The organism is Cupriavidus pauculus (assembly GCF_022179805.1).
Classification (GTDB): domain Bacteria; phylum Pseudomonadota; class Gammaproteobacteria; order Burkholderiales; family Burkholderiaceae; genus Cupriavidus; species Cupriavidus pauculus_E.
Genome location: NZ_BPUO01000008.1, coordinates 281,556 through 305,330, shown reverse-complemented (window position 1 = coordinate 305,330; position 23,775 = coordinate 281,556). Strand labels below are relative to the sequence as shown.

Below are 23,775 nucleotides of genomic sequence, written 5' to 3'. Positions count from 1 at the left end.
GAAAACGTCAAATTATAGGGGAGCCGGCGTGCCGGTGGGCATTTGGGCCCCCAGGCGCCCCCCGGCGGGGTCTCGTGACGGATTCGGGCCGGTGGCCGCCGGTATAATTGCCGGCTAATTTACCGGCCCCGATCCGATGTCCAGCCTGCTTGCCAATCTCAACGCCGAACAACTCGCCGCCGTCACTTTGCCGGATGAACCGGGCCTGATCCTGGCCGGGGCGGGCAGTGGCAAGACCCGCGTGCTGACCACCCGCATCGCCTGGCTGATCCAGAACGGGCGCGTGTCGCCGGCCGGTATCCTGGCCGTGACCTTCACGAACAAGGCCGCCAAGGAAATGCAGACGCGGCTGTCGTCGATGCTGCCCATCAATACGCGCGGCATGTGGATCGGCACGTTCCACGGGCTGTGCAACCGGATGCTGCGGGCGCACTTTCGCGATGCCGGGCTGCCCCAGACCTTTGCCATCCTGGACACCCAGGACCAGCTTTCGGCCCTCAAGCGACTGCTCAAGCAGCTGAACGTCGACGACGAGAAGTACCCGGCCAAGAGCGTGCAGTACTTCATCAACAACGCCAAGGAACAGGGGCTGCGCCCGGCGGACGTCGAGGCCAACGACGATTTCAACCGCCGCTTCGTCGATCTGTACGCGGCCTACGACGAACAGTGCCAGCGCGAAGGTGTGGTCGACTTCGCCGAACTGCTACTGCGCTGCTACGAACTGCTGCGCTACAACGACGCGATCCGCCAGCACTACCAGCACCGCTTCCGCCACGTGCTGGTCGACGAATTCCAGGACACCAACGTGCTGCAGTACCGCTGGCTCAAGCTGCTGGCCGGCTACGGCACGGGCAATACGGCTGCAGTGTTCGCCGTGGGCGACGACGACCAGAGCATCTACGCGTTTCGGGGTGCCAACGTCGGCAACATGCGCGATTTCGAGCAGGAATTCCGTGTTCGGCATCTGATCAAGCTGGAGCAGAACTATCGCTCGCACGGGCATATCCTGGACAGCGCGAACCACCTGATCGCCCACAACGCGCGCCGGCTGGGCAAGAACCTGCGCACCGATGCCGGGCACGGCGAACCGGTGCGCGTGTTCCAGGCTGGCTCCGACGGGCAGGAAGCGTCCTGGATCGTCGAGGAAATCCGCGACCAGATCGCCCAGGGCGTGACGCGCGCGGAAATCGCCATCCTGTACCGCAGCAACGCCCAGTCGCGGGTGATCGAGCACGCGCTGTTCTCGTCCGGCATTCCGTACCGCGTCTATGGCGGCCTGCGCTTCTTCGAGCGTCTGGAAGTCAAGCACGCGCTGGCCTACCTGCAACTGATCGAGAATCCGCGCAACGATGCCGCGTTTGGCCGGGTGGTGAACTTCCCGACGCGCGGCATCGGCGCCAAGACGCTGGAAAACCTGCAGGACGCAGCGCGCCAGTACAACTGCTCGCTGGCCGAGGCCGTGCCTTACGTGGCCGGCAAGGGCGGTAGCTCGCTGGCCGCTTTCGTGCGCCTGATCGAGCAGATGCGCGCCGAAACCAGCCGCATGACGCTGCCGCAGACCGTCGAGTACGTGACCAATACCAGCGGACTGATCACGCACTACCAGGCCGACAAGGAAGGCCAGGACCGCATCGAGAACTTGCAGGAACTGGTGACGGCGGCGCAGGCCTTCGTCATGGAAGACGGCTACGGCCTCGACGCGCTGGCACGCGTGCTGCCGGTGGGGCGCGACGCCGTGCCGGCGCTGGCGCAGGGCGACCAGGACCAGCAGGTGCTGGACCCGGAGCAGCTTCCGGTGGTGATGACCCCGTTGGTGGCCTTCCTGACCCACGCGTCGCTGGAAGCGGGCGACAACCAGGCGCAGGCGGGGCAGGACGCGGTGCAGATGATGACCGTCCACGCCGCCAAGGGCCTGGAATTCAATGCGGTGTTCATCACCGGGCTGGAAGAGGGCCTGTTCCCGCACGAGAACAGCGCCATGGAGGCCGATGGCCTGGAGGAAGAACGCCGGCTGATGTATGTGGCCATCACGCGTGCCCGCGAGCGGCTGTACCTGTCTTTCGCCCAGAGCCGCGTGCTGCATGGCCAGATGCGCTACCACGTGCGTTCGCGCTTCTTCGAGGAACTGCCCGAAGAAGCGCTGAAGTGGATCACGCCGCTAGGCGGCCAGTCATCGTATGGCAACCAGGGCGTGACGCGCCAGGAGCGCGACAGCGCCTGGGGCCGCGACTGGTTCAAGCGCGCCGAGGACGTGCCGTACACGGGCAGCAAGCCCACCGGCGGCATGGATACGGGAAAGAAGAGCTACGCGGAAGAAAAGCGCGCGGCGGCCACGGGCTTCCGTGTGGGGCAGAACGTGTTCCACACGAAGTTCGGCGAAGGGAAGATCAAGGCGCTGGAAGGCGAGGGTGCCGATGCGCGCGCCAATATCGATTTCAAGCGCCACGGCGTCAAGTGGCTGGCCCTGGCGGTAGCGAAGCTGGACCCGATCGACTGAAGGGCGGATGCCCAGGCGACGCCCGGCTCCCGCAACGGGAAGGCCGGGCGCGAACGACTTTACGAACGACTTCAGGCTTGCGCCGTGCCGTCGGCCGCCTCACCAGGCGGCACGATATTGAAGCAGCCACGATACGTGGCATAGAACGAGCAGTACAGCACCGCCAGCATCAGCAGCGAATACGGCGTCACCAGGAACGACAGCACGGCCTGGGCACCCAGCGCCGAGAACACCGTCTCCAGGAACAGCGGCACTGCCACCAGCAGCACGGCAAACAGCAGCGCGTACGTGAAGAACGCGCCACGGTTGCGCCAGCAGGCGGTCCAGCTGAAGAACAGCGCCTTGACCGGCGGCACCTGATGCCATGCCGCCAGCAACGGCGCGAACCAGAACAGCATCGCCACCGGGGTGTAGAGCAGGGCGCCAATCAGCAGCGCGAAGTAGAGCTGCCGGATTGCCTCGGGCGACGGATCCTCGCCTCTCAGCACGAACGGCGCCACCGCGCCGATATCGACCACGGTCGTGGCGATCAGGCTCAGCGTGAAGACCAGCGCCGCATAGATGCCGCCCAACACCAGCAGATGGCGCGACGCCTGCTTGCCATTGGCCCGGAACCCGGCCAGCAGAATGGTGGGCAGTACGCGCTTGTTCTGGATGACTTCGCGGCACGCCGTCATCACGCCCACGTTCAGTCCGGGCGTGAAGACCAGCAGCGCGATGATGCCGAACAGCGGCACGAAGATCGCCAGCTGGGCGGCGATCAGGTAGATGAACAGCAGCATCAGGAACGCAAGCGGATTCTTGCGGAACAGCCAGATGCCCTGGCGCAGCCAGACGTAGCCTTCCTTGGCGGAAACTTCCAGTAGTTGCATGGCGAATCAGATCCAGGGCAGCGCCGCGCCAGCGTCGATGCGCCGGCGCAGGATGCGTTCGAAGTGGGTCGGATCGTGCGGTTGAAGCATGTCGGCCTCGCGCGGCAGGTAGAAATCCCACAGGCGCGACACCCAGAAACGCAGGGCACCCGCACGCAGCATGTCCTGCCAGTGAGCCGCCTCCACCGAGGTCAGCGGCCGCACCGCGTGATAGGCGCGCAGCATGGCTTGCGCGCGAACGGGGTCGAGCACGCCGGTCGACAGGTCGATGCACCAGTCGTTGACCGTCACGGCCAGGTCGAACAGCCACTTGTCGTTGCCGGCGAAGTAGAAGTCGAAAAACCCGCCCAGACGGTGGTGGCCGTCGGCCGATTCGAACAGCACGTTGTCACGGAACAGGTCGCAATGGCACGGGCCACTCTGCAGCGCTGCATAGTCGGCGCTGCCGAAGAACGCGGTCTGGTGCGCAATCTCGTCGGTCAGCAGCTGTCGCTGCGCGGCGTCCAGGAACGGCGTGATCTCGGGCGCGGTCTGCTGCCACCAGGCCAGGCTGCGCAGGTTCGGCTGCTGGCGCGGATAGTCCTGCCCAGCCATGTGCATGCGGGCCAGCATCGCGCCCACTTCGGCGCAGTGCCCGGCTTCTGGCGACAGTTGCGATGCACCGGGCAGGCGCGTGACGATGGTGGCCGGCTTGCCTTTCAGCTCGCGCAGGATCTCGCCGTCGCGGGCGGGCATGGGCGCCGGCACACTGATGCCATGGCGTGCCAGGTGGTCCATCAGGTGCAGGTAGTACGGCAATTGATCGAAGCGAAGCCGCTCGAAGATCGTCAGCACGTATTCACGCGTGACGCCGTCCTGCTCCATGGTCAGAAAGAAATTGCTGTTCTCGATGCCCGAGGCAATGCCGCGCAGCGCGCGCACTTCGCCAAGGTCGTAATCAAGCAGCCAGCGGGCGATCTCGTCCTGCGAGACCGTGGTAAATACGGCCATACTGTCAAATTGGTACGGAGTCGGGGGACGGCGGGCCGGAACCGTGAGGTCGACCAGGTTCCGCCGCCGCGGCATTGCTGCCGGAGGGCCGGCGCGATTCTCGCCAGGCGGGTTGCACCCGGCGCGGATCGTGGGTCAGAAAGGCGTAAGACTAACAGGTCGGCCGCCGGGGCCGGTCAGAACTTCAGGTTTACCGACGGCACGCGGTTCACGTCATGGTCGCGAATCCGGGGCGAGCTGTCCTCGGGCTTGCTCATTTCATACTTCGTGCCAAAGCCCGACTGCACCTGGATCTCGGTGGCGCGGCCCTTGTCACGGTACTCGGTGACCTGGGTGCCGTCGCGCTCGCGCAACTGGAAGCTCGGTTCGCGCGGCTGGTTCAGTTGGCTCTTGACGGCGGGTGCAATCGGTTGGTTGTTGATTTTATTGAGTTCCTGCTGCGTCAGCGCATTGCTGGTCTCTTCTGCCAGGGCGGGACGGGCGGCCGACAGGGCCAGCACGGCGGCAGCAAGCGCGAGCAGATAGCCGGGGCGGCCGATGGCAGCATGCAGATCGGCCAGCCTGGCACCCGGTTGCGAAGGGGAAGTCATTTGAGGCTCCTGAGCGCGGGGGCAGATGGGCCCCACGACGCGGATTTGGCCTGCACGCATCCGGTGGCACCGGTCGCGGCAGGCAGACAGGCTTCCATTCTAGCAATTCCTGTCGTTTCCGGGCCGCTCTCGTGCCCTTGCGTCCACCTGCCGCACGTGCCGCGCGGCAGGCGCATACGCCACTTAATGACTTACAGGTAGAACATTTCTTCCTTGGGCGGAATCGGATTGTCGCCGCCGCGCTTCTCGTAGTATTCGTAGACGGCTTCGAGCACTTCCTGCGGCTCGTCCACGATCTTCATCAGGTCCAGGTCGTGCTCGGCGATCAGGCCCATCGGCAGCAGCGTGAAGCGGAACCAGTCGAGCAGGCCCTTCCAGAATCGGCTGCCATACATCACCACCGGTACCGAACGCGACTTGCCGGTCTGCACCAGCGTCAGCACCTCGGCCAGTTCGTCGAGCGTGCCGAAGCCGCCCGGCATGACGATGAATGCGTCCGAGTTCTTCACGAACGTGACCTTGCGCGTGAAGAAATGGCGGAAGCGCATGGCGATGTCCTGGTACGGATTGCCCTGCTGTTCGTGCGGCAGTTCGATGTTCAGGCCCACGCTGGCGGACTTGCCCGCATGCGCGCCCTTGTTGGCGGCTTCCATGATGCCGGGGCCGCCGCCGGAGATGACCGCGAAGCCGGCGTCCGAGAACAGGCGCGCGATTTCGATGGTCTTCTGGTAGTAGGGCGAGTCCTCGCGCAGGCGTGCGCTGCCGTAGATCGACACGGCCGGGCGGATCTCCGAGAGGTACTCGGTCGCCTCGATGAACTCTGCCATAATCGTGAACATTTGCCACGAGGCGCGTGCCTTCTTGGCCGTGGCGCGGTCTTCATCGGCCAGCGCACGCAGGCTCGGAATCATCTTGCGCGGATTCGCGCGAGCCGCTGCTGCACGGGCGGCGGCTTCCTGTTCGTCGGGGCTTGCGCCGGCGGCTGCGGCATCGGCCTTTGCGGCGATGGCGGCGGCGTGTGCCGAGGCCTGGCCGGGCGGGGGATTCACCGAGTTACCTGAGATGTCGGAAACATCCGTATCGGCGAGGGGCGCGGAATCTGCGCCGCCAGTGGGGGCACCAGTCAATTTAGAGTCCATGGGAATGTCGGATAGTCCAAAAACACTCTTGCTCGTCGATGGATCGAGCTATCTGTATCGCGCGTATCACGCGCTGCCGGACCTGAGGAATGGCGAAGGTCTGCCCACAGGGGCAATCTACGGCATGATCAACATGTTGCGCAAGCTACGCAACGATTACCCGGCACAGTATATCGCCTGCGTATTCGACGCCAAGGGCAAGACCTTCCGCGATACGTTATATCCCGCATACAAGGAACATCGCCCGTCGATGCCCGAGGACCTGGCCCGGCAGATCGAGCCAATCCATGAGGCCGTGCGCGCGCTGGGCTGGCCGATCGTGGTGGTGGAAGGCGTGGAAGCCGACGACGTGATCGGCACGCTGGCCTGCGAGGCGACCCGCCAGGGCGTGCGTACCGTGGTATCCACGGGCGACAAGGACCTGGCGCAACTGGTCAACGACAGCGTCACGCTGGTCAACACGATGAGCGGCGAGATCCTGGACCCGCCGGGCGTGGTAGCCAAGTTCGGCGTGCCGCCCGAGCGCATCGTCGACTACCTGTCGCTGATCGGTGACGCGGTGGACAACGTGCCCGGCGTGCCAAAGGTGGGTCCCAAGACCGCCGTGAAATGGCTGACCGAATACGGCACGCTCGACAGCATCATGACCGGTGCCAGCGGCATCAAGGGCGTGGTGGGCGAGAACCTGCGCAATACGCTGGACTGGCTGCCGCGCGCCCGCGAACTGGTGACCGTCAAGACCGACTGCGAACTCGACGCCGTGGCGGACTTCCAGTCGCTGCATGGCCTGGATGAGGACAAGGAACAGCTGATCGCGTTCTTCCAGCGCTACGGCTTCAAGACGTGGCTGCGCGAGGCCACCGGCGAGGCGCTGCCCAACGCGCGCGCCGCCGCCGCGCGCGCCACGCCCAAGGACGCGCAGGGCGGATTGTTCGATGCCGAACCTGCGCCGTCGGCAGACCAGCCCGCCGCCGACGTGCCGCCGGCCGAGATCCGCTACGAAACCGTGATCACCGAAGCCGCGCTCGACGCATGGCTGAAGAAGCTGCTCGACGCGCCGATCGTCGCGGTCGATACGGAAACGACGTCGCTCGATCCGATGATGGCGGAACTGGTGGGCATCTCGGTGTCGGTTGAGCCCGGTGAGGCGGCCTACATTCCCGTGGCGCACCGCGGCCCCGACGTGGCCGGTGCCGAAAACCACGGGCAGTTGTCGCGCGAATACGTGCTGGACACGCTGCGCGCGTGGCTGGAAGACCCGTCGCGCCCGAAGCTCGGCCAGCATCTGAAGTACGACGCCCACGTGTTCATGAACCACGGCATCACGCTGCGCGGCATTGCGCATGACACGATGCTGGAAAGCTACGTGCTGGCGTCGTACCGCAACCATGGCATGGACAGCCTGGCCGAGCGACTGCTGAACCTGAAGACGATCACCTACGAAGAGGTCTGCGGCAAGGGTGCCAGCCAGATCGGCTTCGACCAGATCGACCTGCAGCGCGCCACCGAGTATGCCGCCGAAGACGCCGACGTCACGCTGCGCCTGCATCGCAAGATGCTGCCGCAACTGGAAGCGGCCGAAGGCCTGAACTACGTGTACGGCCAGATCGAGATCCCGGTCTCGGTGGTGCTGCAGAAGATCGAGCGCAACGGCGTGCTGATCGATGCCGACAAGCTTGCCGCGCAGAGCACCGACCTGGGCCAGCGCATGATGGAAGCCGAGCGCGCCGCGCACGAGGCCGCCGGCCAGCCGTTCAACCTCGGGTCGCCAAAGCAGATCGGCGAGATCCTGTTCAACCAGATGAAGCTGCCGGTGGTAAAGAAGACGGCCAGCGGCGCGCCGTCCACCGACGAGGAAGTGCTGCAGAAACTGGCCGAGGACTATCCGCTGCCCAAGCTGCTGCTCGATTACCGGGGCCTGTCGAAGCTCAAGTCGACCTACACCGACAAGCTGCCGAAGATGGTCAACCCGAAGACCGGCCGCGTGCACACCAGCTACGGGCAGGCCACCGCGGTGACCGGCCGGCTGGCATCCACGGAGCCGAACCTGCAGAACATTCCGGTGCGCACCGAGGAAGGCCGCCGCATCCGCGAGGCGTTCATCGCGGGCCCGGGCAATGTGATCGTGTCGGCCGACTATTCGCAGATCGAACTGCGCATCATGGCGCATATCTCGGGCGACGATAACCTGCTGCGCGCCTTCGCCAATGGCGAGGACATCCACCGTGCCACGGCTGGCGAGATCTTTGGCGTGGAGCGCGAGGCCGTGACGAGCGAGCAGCGCCGCTACGCAAAAGTGATCAACTTCGGGCTGATCTACGGCATGAGCGCGTTTGGCCTGGCCAGCAACCTCGGCATCGAGCGCGAGGCGGCCAAGCACTATATCGACCGCTATTTCATGCGTTATCCGGGCGTGGCCAACTACATGGAGGAAACGCGCCAGCGCGCGCGTGACCAGGGCTATGTGGAAACCGTGTTCGGTCGCCGGCTCTGGCTGCCCGACATCCGCGGCGGCAATGGCCCGCGTCGCCAGGCCGCCGAGCGTGCCGCCATCAACGCGCCGATGCAGGGTACGGCGGCGGACCTGATCAAGCTGTCGATGATCGCCGTACAGGACTGGATCGAAGGCGACAAGCTGGGGTCGCGCCAGATCATGCAGGTGCACGATGAGCTGGTGCTCGAAGTGCCACAGGCCGAGTTCGAGCTGGTGAAGGTGAAGCTGCCTGAACTGATGTGCGGCGTTGCGACGCTCAATGTGCCGCTGGTGGCCGAAGTGGGCAGCGGCACGAACTGGGAAGAAGCGCACTGAGAACCGCCTTGCGTTGATGTCTCCCACGCAATGCCGATGTATGCAAAGAAGTACTGTCTGAATCGACCGCTGAACGCTTGCCAGTCGTGCTGCTCTGCAGCACACTGGCAGCAATCGAGTTGTGTTTGGCAGTACCAGCCCCATACAGAACATCGGCCTCGCGGTGACGAGACCACAACAGAAAGACGCCGCAGAGGCCTGCACCGGTTTTCAAATTGAAAACATCGGGTAGACCATGAGCAACGCACAAGGCAGAGAGGAAAGCGCCCCCACTCCCATCGACACCATCCCGGCCGAGACGCAGATCAGCGCGGCAACGCGGCCATCGAACCAGATCCACAGCATCATCGTGGTCGGCGGCGGCGCCGGCGGGCTTGAGCTCGTCACGAGGCTTGGCGACAAGCTGGGCAAGTCGCGCCGCGCGCAGGTCACGCTGGTCGACCGCCTGCCCACGCACATCTGGAAACCGCTGCTGCATGAAGTGGCTGCCGGCAGCATGGATCCCAACACCCACCAGCTCGAATATGCCGCGCAGGCACGCTGGCACCATTTCGACTTCCAGCAGGGCGAACTGACCGGCATCGATCGCGCACGCAAGACGATCAGCGTGGCGGCCTGCCTGGACCAGGACGGTACCGAGCTGTTGCCGGCGCGCGAGCTGCCGTACGACACGCTGGTGCTGGCCATCGGTTGCGTCACGCACTTCTTCAACGTACCGGGCGCGGCCGAGAACGCCATCGCGCTCGACACCGTCGATCAGGCCGAGCGCTTCCGCCGCAGGCTGATCGCAGCCTGCGTGCGCGCGCAGAACGGCAAGGGCCGCATTGGCGCCGACGGCCGGCCGCAGGTGGATGTGGCCATCATCGGCGCGGGCGCCACGGGTGTGGAACTGTCGGCCGAGTTGCGCAACACCGCGCATGTGCTCAATGCCTATGGGCTGCACCAGCTCGATCCGCGCCGCGACGTCCGTATCCATGTGATCGAAGCCGGCCCGCGCATCCTGCCGGCGCTGTCCGAGCGGGTATCCGCCGAAACCACCAAGCTGCTGCGCAAGCTGGATGTCGACGTGTTCACGTCGGAGCGCGTGACCGAGGTCACCGGCGATGCGGTGCTGACGGCCAGCGGCAAGCGCATCGATGCGGACCTGACCGTGTGGGCCGCCGGTATCACTGCGCCGGGCGTGCTGCGCACACTGGGGCTGCCGGTCAGCAAGATGGGGCAGCTTATGGTGGGCCCCACGCTGCAGACCGAGACCGATCCGGACATCTTCGCGTTCGGTGACTGCGCCGCCGCGCCGTGGGTGGAAAAGCAGACCACCGTACCGCCGCGCGCCCAGGCCGCGCACCAGCAGGCCACCTTCCTGTACGACGCCCTGCGGGCGCGGCTCGACGGCAAGCCGCTGCCGAAGTTTGGCTTCAAGGACTTTGGCTCGCTGGTGTCGCTGGGGCACTTCAGCGCGGTGGGCAGCCTGATGGGCGGCCTGATCGGGGGCTCGATGTTCATCGAAGGGCTGATGGCGCGCTTCATGTACACGTCGCTGTACCGCATGCACGTGCTGGCGCTGCATGGCGCCGTGGGCATGGGGCTTGATACGGTGACGCACTGGCTGCGCAGCAAGACCAGCCCGCGCGTGAAGCTGCACTGAGGCGGCCGGCAGGGCGGATGGCGGGGCAGGGGCCGGCGGCGCGTGCGTTGCCGGCCATGTTTGCTTAGAATCGACGGCGCCGCGCCGGCATCACTTGGGTGGCGGCGCCCCCACCGATGCCCAGGAGACCCTGCATGCTCAAGCCCGAAGTCGAAAGCCTCGTTCCCGGTCAGTCGTTCGACCGCCGCAGTTTCGTCAAGACCGCGCTGGGTTCCGCCTTCGCGGCCGCGGTGCTGCCCGTCACCGCCCAGACCATCAAGACCGACTTCAAGGGCCTGACCGCCGGCGAAGTCACCGTGCCGTCGAACGGCTTCAACATGCCGGTGTATCGCGCCCAGCCCGAAGGCAAGAAAGACCTGCCCGTCGTGCTGGTGATCAGCGAGATCTTCGGGGTGCACGAGCACATCGCCGACGTATGTCGCCGATTCGCCAAGCTGGGTTACCTGGCCATCGCCCCCGAGCTGTTCGCGCGCCAGGGCGATCCGGCCAGCTACGGCACGATCCAGGAATTGCAGGCCAATATCATCCAGAAGGTGCCGGACGCCCAGGTCATGGGTGATCTCGACGCTTGCGTAGCCTGGGCTGCCAGCAATGGCGGCGACGTGAATCGCCTGGCGATCACCGGCTTTTGCTGGGGTGGCCGCATCACGTGGCTCTACACCGCGCACAGCAAGCGCGTGAAGGCTGCGGTCGCTTGGTACGGCCAGCTGGTGGGCCAGCCCAATGCGCTGAAGCCGAAGAATCCCGTTGATATCGTCGGCGACCTGCACGCTCCGGTACTGGGGCTGTACGGCGGCAAGGACACCGGCATCACCCAGGGACACGTGGCCCAGATGAAGGCCGCGCTGGCCGAATCGGCGAATCCGAATGCCAAGGCTTCGACGTTCGTGGTCTATCCCGAGGCCGGACACGCGTTCAACGCCGACTATCGCGCCAGCTATGTGGAAGCGGCGGCCAAGGACGGCTGGCAGCGCTGCCTGGCATGGTTCAAGGAACACAAGGTAGCGTGACCGGGCGCCGCGATTAGCCCTTGCGTCCGCGCGGGTGATTGCCAAGCGGGCGCCGACGTACGTACAATGCGGGCTTCGCGTTTTTGCAACCATGTTGCGTTAGTTCGCGGATGCAGTAGTCGGCGACGACTGCCCGGCGGTCGGGCGGGGGCCGATCCGGGAGTTCATCATCCATTCCACGCTTCTGTACATCCTGCTGGCGGCGACGATATCTGGCGTCGGCAGTATCCTCGGCGCGGCGCTGCTGTCGCTGACCGTGGCTTCGCGCGTGGTGGAGCGCATGGTGAGTTTCTCGGTGGGTGTGCTGCTGGCCACCGCCTTGCTGCATTCGCTGCCCGAGGCGTTCGAGTCCGGCGCCGATCCACGCGCACTGTTCGGCACGCTGCTGGCGGGGCTGCTGGGCTTCTTCCTGCTGGAAAAGATCTCGCTGTTGCGCCATTCCCATCACCACGAGGGGGATGGGCATCACCACCATCACGGCCACGACCGCGAGGAAGCAGGCCGCAGCGGCCTGACCATCCTGGTGGGCGACACCTTCCATAACTTCGCCGACGGCATCGTCATTGCCGCTGCGTTCCTGGCGGATCCCCATATCGGTATCGTCACCGCGCTGGCCATCGCCGCGCACGAGATTCCGCAGGAGGTGGGCGATTTCATCGTGCTGCTTAACGCGGGATTCTCGAAGGCGCGCGCCTTCGCGTTCAACCTGCTGTCGAGCCTGGCCGCCATCCTGGGCGGCATCGTGGGCTACTTCCTGCTGGACCAGCTCACGGCGTGGATTCCCTACGTGCTGGTGATCGCGTCGAGCAGCTTCGTCTACATCGCCGTCAGCGACCTGATGCCGCAGATGCAGCGCCGGCCCCGTCTGAAGGAGTCGGCGGTGCAGGTGGTACTGGTGGCGGCGGGTATCGCGGCGATCGTCTTCATCACCAATGGCGTGCACGAGCAGCACGCGCATGGCCACAAGAAGGCAAACACGGAAGCGGCGTCGAACTGACGCCGTTTTTTTTGCCTACTGGGGATAGCTTACTGGGCGCTGCCGGTGGCCACGGGCCGCTTCGGGTCCGCGCACCATTCGCTCCACGATCCCGGGTACAGCGCCGCATCGGACAGTCCGGCAACTTCCATGGCCAGCAGGTTGTGGCAGGCCGTGACACCGGAGCCGCACTGCATGACCGTGTCGGCGGCCGGCTTGCCGGCAAAGACCTGGCCAAACTCCGCGCGAAGCTGGTCGGCGGGCTTGAAGCGTCCGTCCGCGGCCAGGTTGTCCTTGAAGAAGCGATTGGCGGCGCCGGGGATGTGGCCGCCCACGGGGTCGAGCGTTTCGTTTTCGCCGCGGAAGCGGTCCGCCGCGCGTGCATCGACCACCAGCAACGCCTGGCGATCGAGGTTTTCCACCAGCGATGCCGCGTCGACGGTGCGCACCAGCGACTCCCGGCGCGTCAGGTTGCCTTCCGTTTCCGGGTCGGGCGTGGTGCCCGGCTCCAGTTGCTGTCCGGCTGCCAGCCACGCCGCCTTGCCGCCATCAAGCACGGCCACGGCACCGTGGCCGACCCAGCGTGCCAGCCACCAGAGCCGCGCGGCGTACATGCTGCCCTGCGCGTCGTAGGCCACCACCAGTGAATCTTCGTCGACGCCGAGCGCGCGCAGCCGGGCCACGAACAGGTCGGCATCGGGCAGCGGATGGCGGCCGTTGAAGCCGGTCTTCGGGCCAGACAGCTCGTTATCCAGATGCACGTAGAACGCACCGGGAATATGGGCTTGCTGGTACATCTCCCGGCCGGCGGCGGGGTTGGTCAGGTCGAACGAGCAGTCGATCACGATGACCGGCTTGCCCTGGCTGCGCAGTGCGTTGAGTTCGTTGGCGGTGATCAGCGGTGATGGCATGAAGAACCTGTCTCGCGTTGGGTTGAGCTATCGAGGCCCAATCGTACACCGCCGCCGCCTCACACTTCGGGATGCACCTCGGCCTCGGGCGACTTCACCGGCGTGGCCGGCGTGGGATGCTTGTCCGTATCGCGGGCGCGCGTGAGCGTGGTGGCGATGCCGCTGGCCACGATCAGCGCCATGCCCAGCCACGAGATCCAGTTGAGGCGGTCGTCCCAGACCATCATGCCCCACAGGCTGGAGAACACGATGCCCGCGTACTGCAGGTTGGCGGTAAGCAGCGTGTTGCCGCGCTTGTAGGCGCGCGTCATCGACGTCTGCCCCAGCGTGGCCAGGATGCCGATGGCCAGCAGCAGCCCGGCGCCGTGCCAGGTATGGGTACTGACGCCGGAGATGAGCATCCAGACCAGCCCGCAGACCAGCCCCACGGCCGAGAAATAGAACACGATGCGGCCCTCGGGCTCGCCGAGCTGGCCCAGCTGGCGCACTTCCACATAGGCCAGCGCCGTGAACACGCCCGACACCAGGCCGATCATGCCGCCGGCCAGTTGGTCCTTGCCCACCGACGGCTGCAGCAGGCAGATCACGCCCGCGAACGACAGCAGGATCGCGCCAATCAGTTTCTTGTCCGCCGCTCCGGCCGTGCCGGCCAGCGCCGCGCTGGCGCCCAGGATCAGCGCGATCCAGACCGGCGACATGTAGTTCAGCGTCATGGCCGTGGCCAGCGGCAGCAGCGTGATCGACGTGAACCAGAGCAGCAGGGCGGTCACGCCAAAGATGCTGCGCTTGATATGCGTGACCATGTGCGGCGTGCGCACCGAGATACCCTGCGACGACAGCATGATCCACATGATCGTCACGCCGATCAGGCTGCGGTAGAAGACGATTTCGCCCGTGGTGTATAGCTCCGACGCCAGTTTGACACCCACCCCCATCAGCGAAAACGAGAAGGCGGCAAACAACATCCAGAGCGATTGCATGGCGAAACCGGGAAAGAAGGTAGGAGGGGGGCGAAAAATCGTTGATTCGGCAACGATTAGGGGATTCTATCAGTGCGCCGACCGCCGCTCCAATGCAAAACGGACCGTTTTCACGGTCCGTTTCGTGTTGTCCACAGTTTGGGGGCGATCAGCGCACCCAGTTGCGTACGTTCAGCGCTTGCTGTAGTTCATGGCGCGCCGGTACCACTCGTGGAAGTGCTGCATGCCGTCTTCCATCGGCGACTGGTACGGGCCGGTTTCGCTGATGCCGCGTTTCAGCAGCGCCAGCCGGCCGGCGTCCATGCGCTCGGCAATCTCGTCGTCCTCGATGCACGTCTCCATATAGGCGGCGCGCTCGGCCTCGACGAACTCGCGCTCGAACAGCACGATTTCCTCGGGGTAGTAGAACTCCACGACATTGCGGGTCCTGCGCGGTCCCAACGGGTGCAGCGTCGAGATGCACAGCACATTCGGGTACCACTCCACCATGATGTTGGGGTAGTAGGTCAGCCAGATCGCGCCGTGCTTGGGCAGCTTGCCGTTGTTGAAGCGCAACACCTGCTCATGCCACTTCTCGTACGTCTGGCTGCCGGGGCGCTGCAGGCCCTTGTGCAGGCCGACGGTCTGCACGCTGTACTGCTCGCCGAATTCCCACTTGAGGTCATCGCACGACACGAAGCTGCCCAGGCCGGGATGGAAGGGCACGACGTGGTAGTCCTCCAGATAGACCTCGATGAAGGTCTTCCAGTTGTAGTCGCACTCGTGCACTTCCACGTGGTCGAGCATGTAGCCGTCGAAGTTCAGGTCTTCGGCCACGCCCATGCGCGACAGGTCTGCACGCACGTCGCGCTCGCCCTCGAACAGCATGCCGTTCCAGTTCTGCAGCGGCGACCGGTTCAGGCGCACGCACGGCTGCTCCGCGAAATGCGGCGCGCCCAGCAGTTCACCCTGCAGGTCGTAGGTCCAGCGGTGCAACGGGCAGACGATGTTCTTGGCGTTGCCGCGGCCGTTCATCATGATGGCCTGGCGGTGGCGGCAGACGTTGGACAGCAGTTCGATGCCGTCCGGATTGCGCACCAGCATGCGGCCTTCGTCTTCGGCGGCCAATGTCTGGAAATCGCCTGACTCCGGCACCATCAGCGAATGGCCGACGTAGCCCGGGCCCTGCCGGAACAACTGTTCGAGTTCTTGTTGATGCAGCGCCTCGTCAAAGTAGACGTCGACGGGCAACTGCGAATCAGCCGGCGCAAGCTTGAGCGCGGTGCTGAGATTGGACATTATCCCCACTCCCTATGAACAGGCGAAAGCAGTGAACAACCCAACCATCGAAATATGAATCGATTTGGGAAACCGTGTCAGACGATCAGGAACCATGCCGGTTCCCCCGACCTGGAGGCGGACCTGAAGGGTGGGGAGGTGCGTCGTGAACGCAACGGTCTGGAACTCGCTGACGAGCCGGGGATTGTACCCGAGCCGAAAAATTAAGGGCCTGATTTTTTTGGCTTTTTGGCGAAAAAGTCGACCCGGGTCGTCACGGAGGTGCCCCTTCGGGCGCATTCCGAAAGACGACCCGGGCGCACACGTCACTTCCCTGTCAAAAGCCGGTGGTAAGTGGCGCATGCGGCGGGCGCTATCCGGCAAGTGGATAACACTGTTCAGCGGCCCGGCCCTGGTTTGGCGTAAAATCGCGAATTCCCCTGAACAAGGCCTGCCATGCCAAAAACGACGACCGCCCCGGTCCAGTCCGAAGATACCTCGGCCGCCAGCGCGCCGCCGGTATCGTACGAAGCCGCAATGGCCGAGCTGGAAACACTGGTGGCGAGCATGGAAAGCGGCGAACTGCCGCTGGAAGCGTCGCTGGCCGCGTACCGTCGCGGCGCCGAACTCGTCCGCTACTGCCAGCAAAGCCTGGAACGGGTGGCACAGCAGGTCAAGGTACTAGAAGGTGACGCGCTGAAGCCCCTGGGCGGCGACACCCGTTCCGACAACAACAGCAACAGCGCAGATTTCGAATGAGCGATTTCGCTACCTGGATGCGGGCGCAAGGCGCCCGGACCGAGGCTGCCCTGGACGCGGCACTGCCGTCCACGGACACAATTCCACACACCTTGCACGAGGCCATGCGCTATGCTGTCCTCGGCGGCGGCAAGCGGGTTCGCCCGTTGCTGGTTCATGCCGCTGGAGAGGTGGCGGGTGCTGCACCCGAGGCCTGCGACGCCGCGGCCTGTGCGGTTGAAATGATTCACGCCTATTCGCTGGTCCACGACGACATGCCCTGCATGGACGACGACGACCTGCGCCGCGGCCGTCCCACGGTCCACAAGGCCTATGACGAGGCCACGGCGCTGCTGGTTGGCGATGCCCTGCAGACCCAGGCGTTCATCGTGCTGGCGGGAATGCCGGCGCTGGGCGCCGATGCGCGCCTGAAGCTGGTGGCCGAGCTGGCCATGGCATCGGGCTCGGTCGGCATGTGCGGCGGCCAGGCGATCGACCTGCAGAACGTGGGCCTGGCCATGACCCGCGATGCGCTGGAAGGCATGCACCGCATGAAGACCGGTGCGCTGCTGCGCGCCAGCGTGCGGATGGGAGCGTTGTGCGGAAACATCGACCCGGCCGGCCTGGAGGCGCTTGATCGATATGCGGCCGCCGTGGGATTGGCATTCCAGGTGGTCGACGATATTCTCGACGTTACTGCCGATACGGCAACGCTCGGCAAGACCGCCGGGAAGGATGCCGCCAACGACAAGCCGACCTATGTGTCGCTGCTTGGTCTGGATGCCGCACGCGAGCTGGCCTCCCAGCTGCGCACCGACGCCCACGAGGCGCTGGCGGGATTTGGCGCACGCGCCGGCCGGCTGGCCGAACTGGCCGACCTGATCGTGCTGCGCTCGAACTGAACTGAAAGCCGGACGCACAGAATCCGGCAGCCGAACGGACAACATGACCTACACGCTGCTCAATAACATCGACGACCCTGCGGACCTGCGCAAGCTGGACCGTCGCCAGCTCGGCACGCTTGCCGACGAACTTCGCGCCTATGTGCTGGAATCGGTCTCGCAAACCGGCGGTCACCTGTCGTCGAACCTTGGCACGGTGGAACTGACCATCGCCCTGCACTATGTGTTCGACACGCCCAATGACCGCGTGGTCTGGGACGTGGGTCACCAGAGCTACCCCCACAAGATCCTGACCGGCCGCCGCGACCGCATGTCGACGCTGCGCCAGTTCGGAGGTATCTCCGGCTTCCCGCGTCGCTCGGAGAGCGAATACGACACGTTTGGCACCGCGCACTCGTCCACCTCGATCTCGGCCGCGCTGGGCATGGCCCTGGGCGCCCGCACGATGGGCCACAAGCGCGTTGGCATTGCCGTGATCGGCGATGGCGCGATGACGGCCGGCATGGCGTTCGAAGCCATGAACAACGCCGGTGTCTACAAGGACCTGCCGATGCTGGTGGTGCTGAACGACAACGACATGTCGATCTCGCCGCCGGTGGGCATGCTGAACAAGCACCTGGCCCGCCTGATGTCCGGCCAGTTCTACGCGGCCACCAAGAAGGGCATCGAGAAGGTACTGTCGGTGGCGCCGCCGGTGCTGGAATTCGCCAAGCGCCTGGAAGAACATGCCAAGGGCATGGTCGTGCCGGCCACGCTGTTCGAGGAATTCGGCTTCGACTACATTGGCCCGATCGACGGCCATGACCTCGAGTCGCTGGTGCCGACGCTGCAGAACATCCGCCAGCGCGCGCTGGAAGGCCACGGCCCGCAGTTCCTGCACGTGGTCACCAAGAAGGGCCAGGGCTACAAGCTGGCCGAGGCCGACCCGATCCTGTACCACGGCCCGGGCAAGTTCAATCCGGCCGAAGGTATCCGCCCGTCGGCCAAGCCGGCGCGCAAGACCTACACGCAGGTGTTTGGCGAATGGCTGTGCGACATGGCCGCCGCCGACAAGCGACTGGTCGCCGTGACGCCGGCCATGCGCGAAGGCTCGGGCATGGTCGAGTTCGAGAAGCGCTTCCCGGACCGTTACTACGACGTGGGCATTGCCGAGCAGCACGCGGTGACGTTTGCCGGCGGCCTGGCCTGCGAGGGCCTGAAGCCGGTGGTCGCGATCTATTCGACGTTCCTGCAACGCGGCTATGACCAGCTGATCCACGACGTGGCGCTGCAGAACCTGCCGGTGGTGTTCGCACTGGATCGTGCCGGCCTGGTGGGCGCCGATGGTGCCACGCACGCTGGCGCGTACGACATCCCGTTCCTGCGCTGCATTCCGAACATGATGGTGATGACGCCGGCCGACGAGCAGGAATGCCGTCAGTTGCTGACCACTGCTCACCAGCAGGATTGCCCGACCGCCGTGCGCTACCCGCGCGGCGCCGGCGTGGGCGTGGCCACCGAGGCTGCGCTGACCGCGCTGCCGGTGGGCAAGGGCGAGATCCGTCGCGAAGGCCAGGCACGTGCCGGCCAGCGCGTGGCGATCCTGGCGTTTGGCTCGATGCTGCATCCGTCGCTGACGGCTGCGGAATCGCTGGACGCCACGGTGGCCAACATGCGCTTCGTGAAGCCGCTCGACGTGGAGCTGGTGAAGCAGCTCGCCGCCAACCACGACTACCTGGTGACGGTGGAAGAGGGCGCGACGATGGGTGGCGCCGGTAGCGCCGTGCTGGAAGCGCTGTCCGAAGCCGGCATCGAGATCCCGACGCTGGTACTGGGCCTGCCCGACAAGTTCATCGACCATGGCGATCCGGCGTACCTGCTGTCGCTGAGCGGCCTGGATGCGGCCGGCATCGAACGCTCGGTGCGCGAGCGCTTCAACCTGACCGGGCAACCGGTGAAGGTGGCAACGCGCGTGGCCTGATGGCCAGCGCCTGCGGGCGACACGAAAAACCGGCGCGGCAATCCCGCGCCGGTTTTGTTTTCAGCGTCCGCGATCGGCAGGAACTCGCATCGGCCGGGCAATATCCGCAGGAAATATGCGGATGTTGGTCGGGGCGCGGCAGCCCTTGCCAATATTGCGTAGAATCGCCAGTCTCATTTTTGTGTTCGCAGCTGCGGGCCGGCGCTCCATGAGCTTTTCGCCGGAACCCGTCGTTTCACACTCGTTGCGCGGCGTGGAGAAATCCTGCGAAAACGTCGCGACCGTAAGGATGGGCGTCATGCCTGGCGCCGTCCTGGAGGAAACCGTAGATGAATGACATCAATCCCGCCTTCGTCATGCCCGACGTCCAGTCGAGCGTCGATACCCGCCAGATCGTGATCCAGCGCGTGGGCGTCAAGGGCGTGCGATATCCGCTGACCCTGCGCACGCCTGCCGGCAACATTGGCACGGTCGGCACGTTCAACCTGGACGTGCGCCTGCCGGCGGACCAGAAGGGCACCCACATGTCGCGCTTCGTGGCGCTGCTGGAAGACAACCGTGAGCCGCTGGACCTGGCTGGCTTCCGCGCGCTGCTCGACGACATGCTCGTGCGGCTGGAAGCCGATGCGGGACGCATCGAAGTCAAGTTCCCGTATTTCATCAGCAAGACCGCGCCGGTGTCTGGCGTGCAGTCGCTGCTGGACTACGAGGTGACGCTGGCCGGCGAAAAGCGCGATGGCCAGACGCGTCTGTTCCTGACGGCGCTGGTGCCCGTGACCAGCCTGTGCCCGTGCTCGAAGAAGATTTCGCAGTACGGCGCCCATAACCAGCGCTCGCACATCACGATGCAGGTGGAACTGGCTGGTGACCTGGACGTGGAAGCGCTGGTCCGCATGGCCGAGGAAGAGGCGTCGTGCGAACTGTGGGGCCTGCTCAAGCGCCCCGACGAGAAGTTCGTCACCGAACGCGCCTACGAGAATCCGAAGTTCGTGGAAGACCTGGTGCGCGACATCGCAATGCGCCTCAACGCGGACGACCGCATCGTGGCCTACACGCTGGAAGCCGAGAACTTCGAGTCGATCCACAATCACAGCGCATATGCGGTGATTGAACGGGACAAGCGGGTAGCCTAAAACCCGCCTTGGGTTTGCTCCCCTCTCCCGCTTCGCGGGAGAGGGGCTGGGGGTGAGGGCAGGGGCTATCAAGACGCGATAGACGCTGATTGAACCGCTGCGCCCTCACCCCCAACCCCTCTCCCACCTTGTGGGAGAGGGAGCCACACCGCAAGAATCAAACCACCACCGTCACCGCCGGCACCCCTGCCGCTACCTCCACCACCTGCACACTCGCCGTCGCCGGTTGCGCCGGTGCCACGCCGTCCACCAGCGTCTTGAGCTTGTGGAAACTGCAGCTCAGCTTCGACGCCGTCAGCGTCACCACCGCATATCCTTGCGCGTCGGTGTTCACATACTTGAGCCACGGATTGAACGTCTTCAGCGTGCTGTTGAAGGTGTTCACCATCGCGCCGCTGCCGTCGGTCGTATAGACCAGCGCCTTCGCGTCGGCAAACGCCGGGTCGCTGTCCACCACGCTCTTGAAATAGCTCTGGAACGAATTGCTCGACAGGCCGGCGGTCACCAGATCGACCATCACCGGAACGGGCGTCGTTGCGTCGTAGTCGTCCATCACCGGGCCGGCAAAGAACGCGTGGATGTCGCCCGTCAGCGCCACCACGTTGCCGATGCTGTGTGACTTCAGGAAGGCCATCATGGCCTTGCGCTCGGCGTTGTAGCCGTCCCACTGGTCGGCGTTCAGGATGAACTGGTCGATCAGCATCTCGGGCGGCAGCGCGGCAGTCAGTGCCGCGACGAGGCCGTCGATCTGCGCGCCCGGCACCATCAGCCCGGCCAGGTAGTTGCGCAGCGACGTGAAGTCCGGAGCGCTGTAGGTGCCGCCCGCCTTCGCCACCGTCAGGTCCGAGCCAATCGCCAGGATCAGGTCGTTCCTGAACGGCGCCAGCGTGGGCGCGGCTATGATCAGGGCGTCGGCCATCAGCGATGCCACGGCTGCGGCGCCATCGATCTGCATGCGCAGCAGCGACACCTCGTTGCCCCACAGCTTCCACGTCGTCGTGGCGTTGCCCATCTGCTGCTGCCACCAGTTGCGCTGCGTGTCGCCAAGGATCGACACCGGCGTCAGCGCGCCGGCTGCGCCGGTCATCTTCAGCGCCTCGGTGCTGGCCAGCGTGGTCTTGGGCACGAAGTAGCGGCTGCCGATCTCGCTGCCGGCCGCCTGCTCGGGAATCACGTGGTCGGCACGGTACAGCCGCTCGTCAGTCATCACCAGCGTGGCCAGGTTGCCAAACGTGAACGAGCGGTAGATCTGGATGTTCTGGAACGACGTATCGGCCTGGTTGAAGCTGACGTCGGCCGGCATGAATTCGAACCACGCCTGGCTGGCCGCGCGCCGGCGTGCGGTGCGCGGCGTGGCATCGTCGGTGGCGGTGTAGGTCTGGTGGTCCTGCCAGCAGTCGTCCGAGAACTCGTGGTCGTCCCAGATGCCGATCACCGGAAAGCGTGCGTGCAATGCCTGCAGGCGCGGATCGCTACGGTACGACTTGTAGAGATAGCGATAGTCGTCGATGGTGGTTGCGTAGGTGCCATCGGCGGTGGCCGTGCCGTTGGGCAGGGTCAGGTTCGCATGGCGGCTTTCGACCTTGCCGGTCTGGAACGCCGCGCCCACGGTCTCGTAGATGTAGTCGCCCATGTGGACCACGAAGTCGAGGTCCTCGTTGACGATCTCTTCCATGCCGGCCCAGTGGTTGACGCTCCAGTCCTGGCAGGTGATGAACGCGAACTTCAGTTGCGACACCGGCGTGCCGGCAGCAGGCGCGGTCTTGGTGCGGCCCACCGGGCTGGTCTGGCTGCCGACGACAAAGCGGTAGTAGTAGGTGGTGCTGGCGGCCAGCCCGGTCACCTTGTTGCGCAGCGTGTAATCCCAGTCCGGCAGGGCGCTCAGGGTGCTGTTGACGAGCAGTGTGCCGAAGTCCGCTTGCGTCGACACCTGCAACTGTACCTTGACGGCCTTGCCGCCATTGTTGCCATTGACGCGCGTCCAGAGCATGACGCTGTCGGGTTTCGGATCGCCGGAAGCCACGCCCTGCAGGAACGTGAAGGTGGGGCCGGGGTCGGTGGCGGGCGGGGTAGTGGGGGTGGTGGACGGGTTGTCATCGCCACCGCAGCCGGCGAGGCCAGTGGTGGCCACCGTCACGGTGACGAAACTTCCCCATTGCAGAAACTGGCGGCGATCCATCTGGCGTTCCCTCTCTTGTGAGATGTGATGTAGAGAACGCAAATTGTTCGGCCGCCCTGTGACCGCCTTGTGTCGGGATGCCGCCCCGATTAGAGCTTTCCTACGAAGTTCTTACGAAGCCTGGGCAGCCGCCGCGTCGGGCAGGCGGATATCGGACAGGTCCCAGCGCGGCGTGACGCCGTAGTCGTAGCCATGGCGCGCCAGTTGCGGCGCGGCCTGCAGGCGCATGGCGCCGGCAAACGCGATCATCGCGCCGTTGTCCGTGCAGAAGGCCAGGTCGGGGTAGTACACGTCCACCTTGCGACGCCGGCCCATTTCATTCAGGCGCTCGCGCAGCTGGCGATTGGCACCGACGCCGCCGGCCACCACCAGGCGCTTGTGGCCGGTCTGCTTCAGCGCGTTGAACGACTTGGCGGCCAGCACGTCGACGATGGCATCGACGAACGATCGCGCCAGGTTGGCCCGGTCCTGCTCGCAGGCATTGCCGAGCTTGCGCGTCTGCGTCAGCACGGCGGTCTTGAGACCTGCGAACGAAAAATCGAGATTGCCGGAATGCAGCATGGGCCGGGGCAGCTCGAACGCGCCCGGATTGCCGAATTCGGCCAGCCGCGACACCTCGGGGCCACCGGGGTAGCCCAGACCCAGCAGCTTGGCGGTCTTGTCGAACGCCTCGCCGGCGGCATCGTCCAGCGTTTCGCCCAGCAGCGTGTAGTCGCCGATGCCTTTGACTTCCATGAGCTGGGTATGGCCGCCCGACACCAGCAGCGCCACAAACGGGAACGGCGGCGGGGCGTCGGTCAGCAATGGCGACAGCAGGTGGCCTTCCAGATGATGGACGCCCACCATCGGCACGTTCAGCGCAAAACCGAGTGCATTGGCCACCGAAGCCCCCACCAGCAGCGCGCCGGCCAGGCCGGGACCCTGCGTGTAGGCGATGGCGTCGATGTCCTCGCGGCGGCGGTCGGCCTCGGTCAGCACCTGCTGCAGCAACGGCAGCACGCGGCGGATATGGTCGCGCGACGCCAGTTCGGGTACTACGCCACCATATTTGCGATGCATGGCGATCTGCGAGTGCAGCGCGTGCGAAAGCAGGCCGGCCCCGGTGTCATAGAGGGCCAACCCGGTTTCGTCGCAGGAGGATTCGATACCGAGGACAAGCATGGGGAATTCTGGTGCGGCCGGCTGGG

19 protein-coding genes are annotated in these 23,775 nt (G+C 65.3%); 9 read left to right on the top strand and 10 right to left on the bottom strand.

What is annotated here, in order from left to right:
* The first annotated feature begins 136 nt into the window (after positions 1-136).
* The gene (locus tag MFF62_RS18890) at positions 137-2,497 is read left to right on the top strand and encodes a UvrD-helicase domain-containing protein (RefSeq protein ID WP_238264653.1); all 2,361 of its coding nucleotides are present in this window, start codon (positions 137-139) and stop codon (positions 2,495-2,497) included.
* A 71-nt stretch (positions 2,498-2,568) separates the two neighbouring features.
* Here the strand turns inward: MFF62_RS18890 and MFF62_RS18885 are convergent, their stop codons facing one another.
* The 4 genes from MFF62_RS18885 to MFF62_RS18870 form a co-directional block, all read right to left on the bottom strand.
* Positions 2,569-3,369 (bottom strand): BPSS1780 family membrane protein, encoded by an 801-nt coding sequence (locus tag MFF62_RS18885; RefSeq protein WP_238264652.1) that lies wholly within the window; start codon positions 3,367-3,369, stop codon positions 2,569-2,571.
* A gap of 6 nt (positions 3,370-3,375) precedes the next feature.
* Positions 3,376-4,359 (bottom strand): homoserine kinase, encoded by a 984-nt coding sequence (locus tag MFF62_RS18880; protein ID WP_238264651.1) that lies wholly within the window; start codon positions 4,357-4,359, stop codon positions 3,376-3,378.
* A gap of 176 nt (positions 4,360-4,535) precedes the next feature.
* A complete protein-coding gene (locus MFF62_RS18875) occupies positions 4,536-4,949 on the bottom strand; it encodes a DUF2782 domain-containing protein (protein ID WP_238264650.1) in 414 nt (137 codons plus the stop codon).
* A gap of 191 nt (positions 4,950-5,140) precedes the next feature.
* Entirely contained in the window at positions 5,141-6,088 is a 948-nt protein-coding gene (locus MFF62_RS18870) for an LOG family protein (protein WP_238264649.1), read from the bottom strand.
* Positions 6,089-6,092: 4 nt separating this feature from the next.
* Between MFF62_RS18870 and polA the strand changes: the two genes are divergently transcribed.
* The 4 genes from polA to MFF62_RS18850 all read left to right on the top strand — a co-directional run bounded on the left by polA (position 6,093) and on the right by MFF62_RS18850 (position 12,549).
* Positions 6,093-8,897, top strand: coding sequence for a DNA polymerase I (polA, locus tag MFF62_RS18865; protein ID WP_238264648.1), 2,805 nt, complete (start codon positions 6,093-6,095; stop codon positions 8,895-8,897).
* A gap of 235 nt (positions 8,898-9,132) precedes the next feature.
* A complete protein-coding gene (locus tag MFF62_RS18860) occupies positions 9,133-10,542 on the top strand; it encodes an NAD(P)/FAD-dependent oxidoreductase (protein WP_238264647.1) in 1,410 nt (469 codons plus the stop codon).
* A gap of 134 nt (positions 10,543-10,676) precedes the next feature.
* Positions 10,677-11,552: a dienelactone hydrolase family protein gene (locus MFF62_RS18855; protein ID WP_238264646.1), complete on the top strand. Its 876-nt coding sequence runs from the start codon at positions 10,677-10,679 to the stop codon at positions 11,550-11,552.
* A gap of 184 nt (positions 11,553-11,736) precedes the next feature.
* A complete protein-coding gene (locus MFF62_RS18850; protein WP_238264757.1) occupies positions 11,737-12,549 on the top strand; it encodes a ZIP family metal transporter in 813 nt (270 codons plus the stop codon).
* A 29-nt stretch (positions 12,550-12,578) separates the two neighbouring features.
* Here the strand turns inward: MFF62_RS18850 and MFF62_RS18845 are convergent, their stop codons facing one another.
* The 3 genes from MFF62_RS18845 to MFF62_RS18835 form a co-directional block, all read right to left on the bottom strand.
* Entirely contained in the window at positions 12,579-13,439 is an 861-nt protein-coding gene (locus MFF62_RS18845) for a sulfurtransferase (RefSeq protein WP_238264645.1), read from the bottom strand.
* Between the two features lie 59 nt (positions 13,440-13,498).
* Positions 13,499-14,419 (bottom strand): DMT family transporter, encoded by a 921-nt coding sequence (locus MFF62_RS18840; RefSeq protein ID WP_238264644.1) that lies wholly within the window; start codon positions 14,417-14,419, stop codon positions 13,499-13,501.
* A gap of 171 nt (positions 14,420-14,590) precedes the next feature.
* A complete protein-coding gene (locus tag MFF62_RS18835; protein ID WP_238264643.1) occupies positions 14,591-15,697 on the bottom strand; it encodes an aromatic ring-hydroxylating oxygenase subunit alpha in 1,107 nt (368 codons plus the stop codon).
* Positions 15,698-16,132: 435 nt separating this feature from the next.
* Between MFF62_RS18835 and MFF62_RS18830 the strand changes: the two genes are divergently transcribed.
* The 3 genes from MFF62_RS18830 to dxs are packed head-to-tail and all read left to right on the top strand — an operon-like array spanning position 16,133 to position 19,276.
* Positions 16,133-16,435, top strand: a complete 303-nt coding sequence (locus MFF62_RS18830) for an exodeoxyribonuclease VII small subunit (protein ID WP_238264642.1) — start codon at positions 16,133-16,135, stop codon at positions 16,433-16,435.
* A complete protein-coding gene (locus tag MFF62_RS18825) occupies positions 16,432-17,316 on the top strand; it encodes a polyprenyl synthetase family protein (RefSeq protein ID WP_238264641.1) in 885 nt (294 codons plus the stop codon). The genes MFF62_RS18830 and MFF62_RS18825 overlap by 4 nt, the downstream gene beginning before the upstream one ends.
* A gap of 43 nt (positions 17,317-17,359) precedes the next feature.
* Positions 17,360-19,276 (top strand): 1-deoxy-D-xylulose-5-phosphate synthase, encoded by a 1,917-nt coding sequence (dxs, locus tag MFF62_RS18820; protein ID WP_238264640.1) that lies wholly within the window; start codon positions 17,360-17,362, stop codon positions 19,274-19,276.
* A 60-nt stretch (positions 19,277-19,336) separates the two neighbouring features.
* Here the strand turns inward: dxs and MFF62_RS18815 are convergent, their stop codons facing one another.
* A complete protein-coding gene (locus tag MFF62_RS18815; RefSeq protein ID WP_238264639.1) occupies positions 19,337-19,576 on the bottom strand; it encodes a hypothetical protein in 240 nt (79 codons plus the stop codon).
* A gap of 29 nt (positions 19,577-19,605) precedes the next feature.
* Here MFF62_RS18815 and folE2 point away from each other — a divergent pair, with 29 nt between their 5' ends.
* On the top strand, positions 19,606-20,409 hold the full coding sequence (gene folE2 / locus MFF62_RS18810) for a GTP cyclohydrolase FolE2 (protein ID WP_238264638.1): 804 nt from the start codon (positions 19,606-19,608) through the stop codon (positions 20,407-20,409).
* Positions 20,410-20,566: 157 nt separating this feature from the next.
* Here folE2 and MFF62_RS18805 read toward each other — a convergent pair whose 3' ends face one another.
* Together MFF62_RS18805 and tsaD are read right to left on the bottom strand one after the other, a co-directional pair.
* Positions 20,567-22,588: an alkaline phosphatase D family protein gene (locus MFF62_RS18805; RefSeq protein ID WP_238264637.1), complete on the bottom strand. Its 2,022-nt coding sequence runs from the start codon at positions 22,586-22,588 to the stop codon at positions 20,567-20,569.
* 111 nt (positions 22,589-22,699) lie between these two features.
* Entirely contained in the window at positions 22,700-23,749 is a 1,050-nt protein-coding gene (tsaD, locus tag MFF62_RS18800; RefSeq protein ID WP_238264636.1) for a tRNA (adenosine(37)-N6)-threonylcarbamoyltransferase complex transferase subunit TsaD, read from the bottom strand.
* Positions 23,750-23,775: the final 26 nt, after the last annotated feature.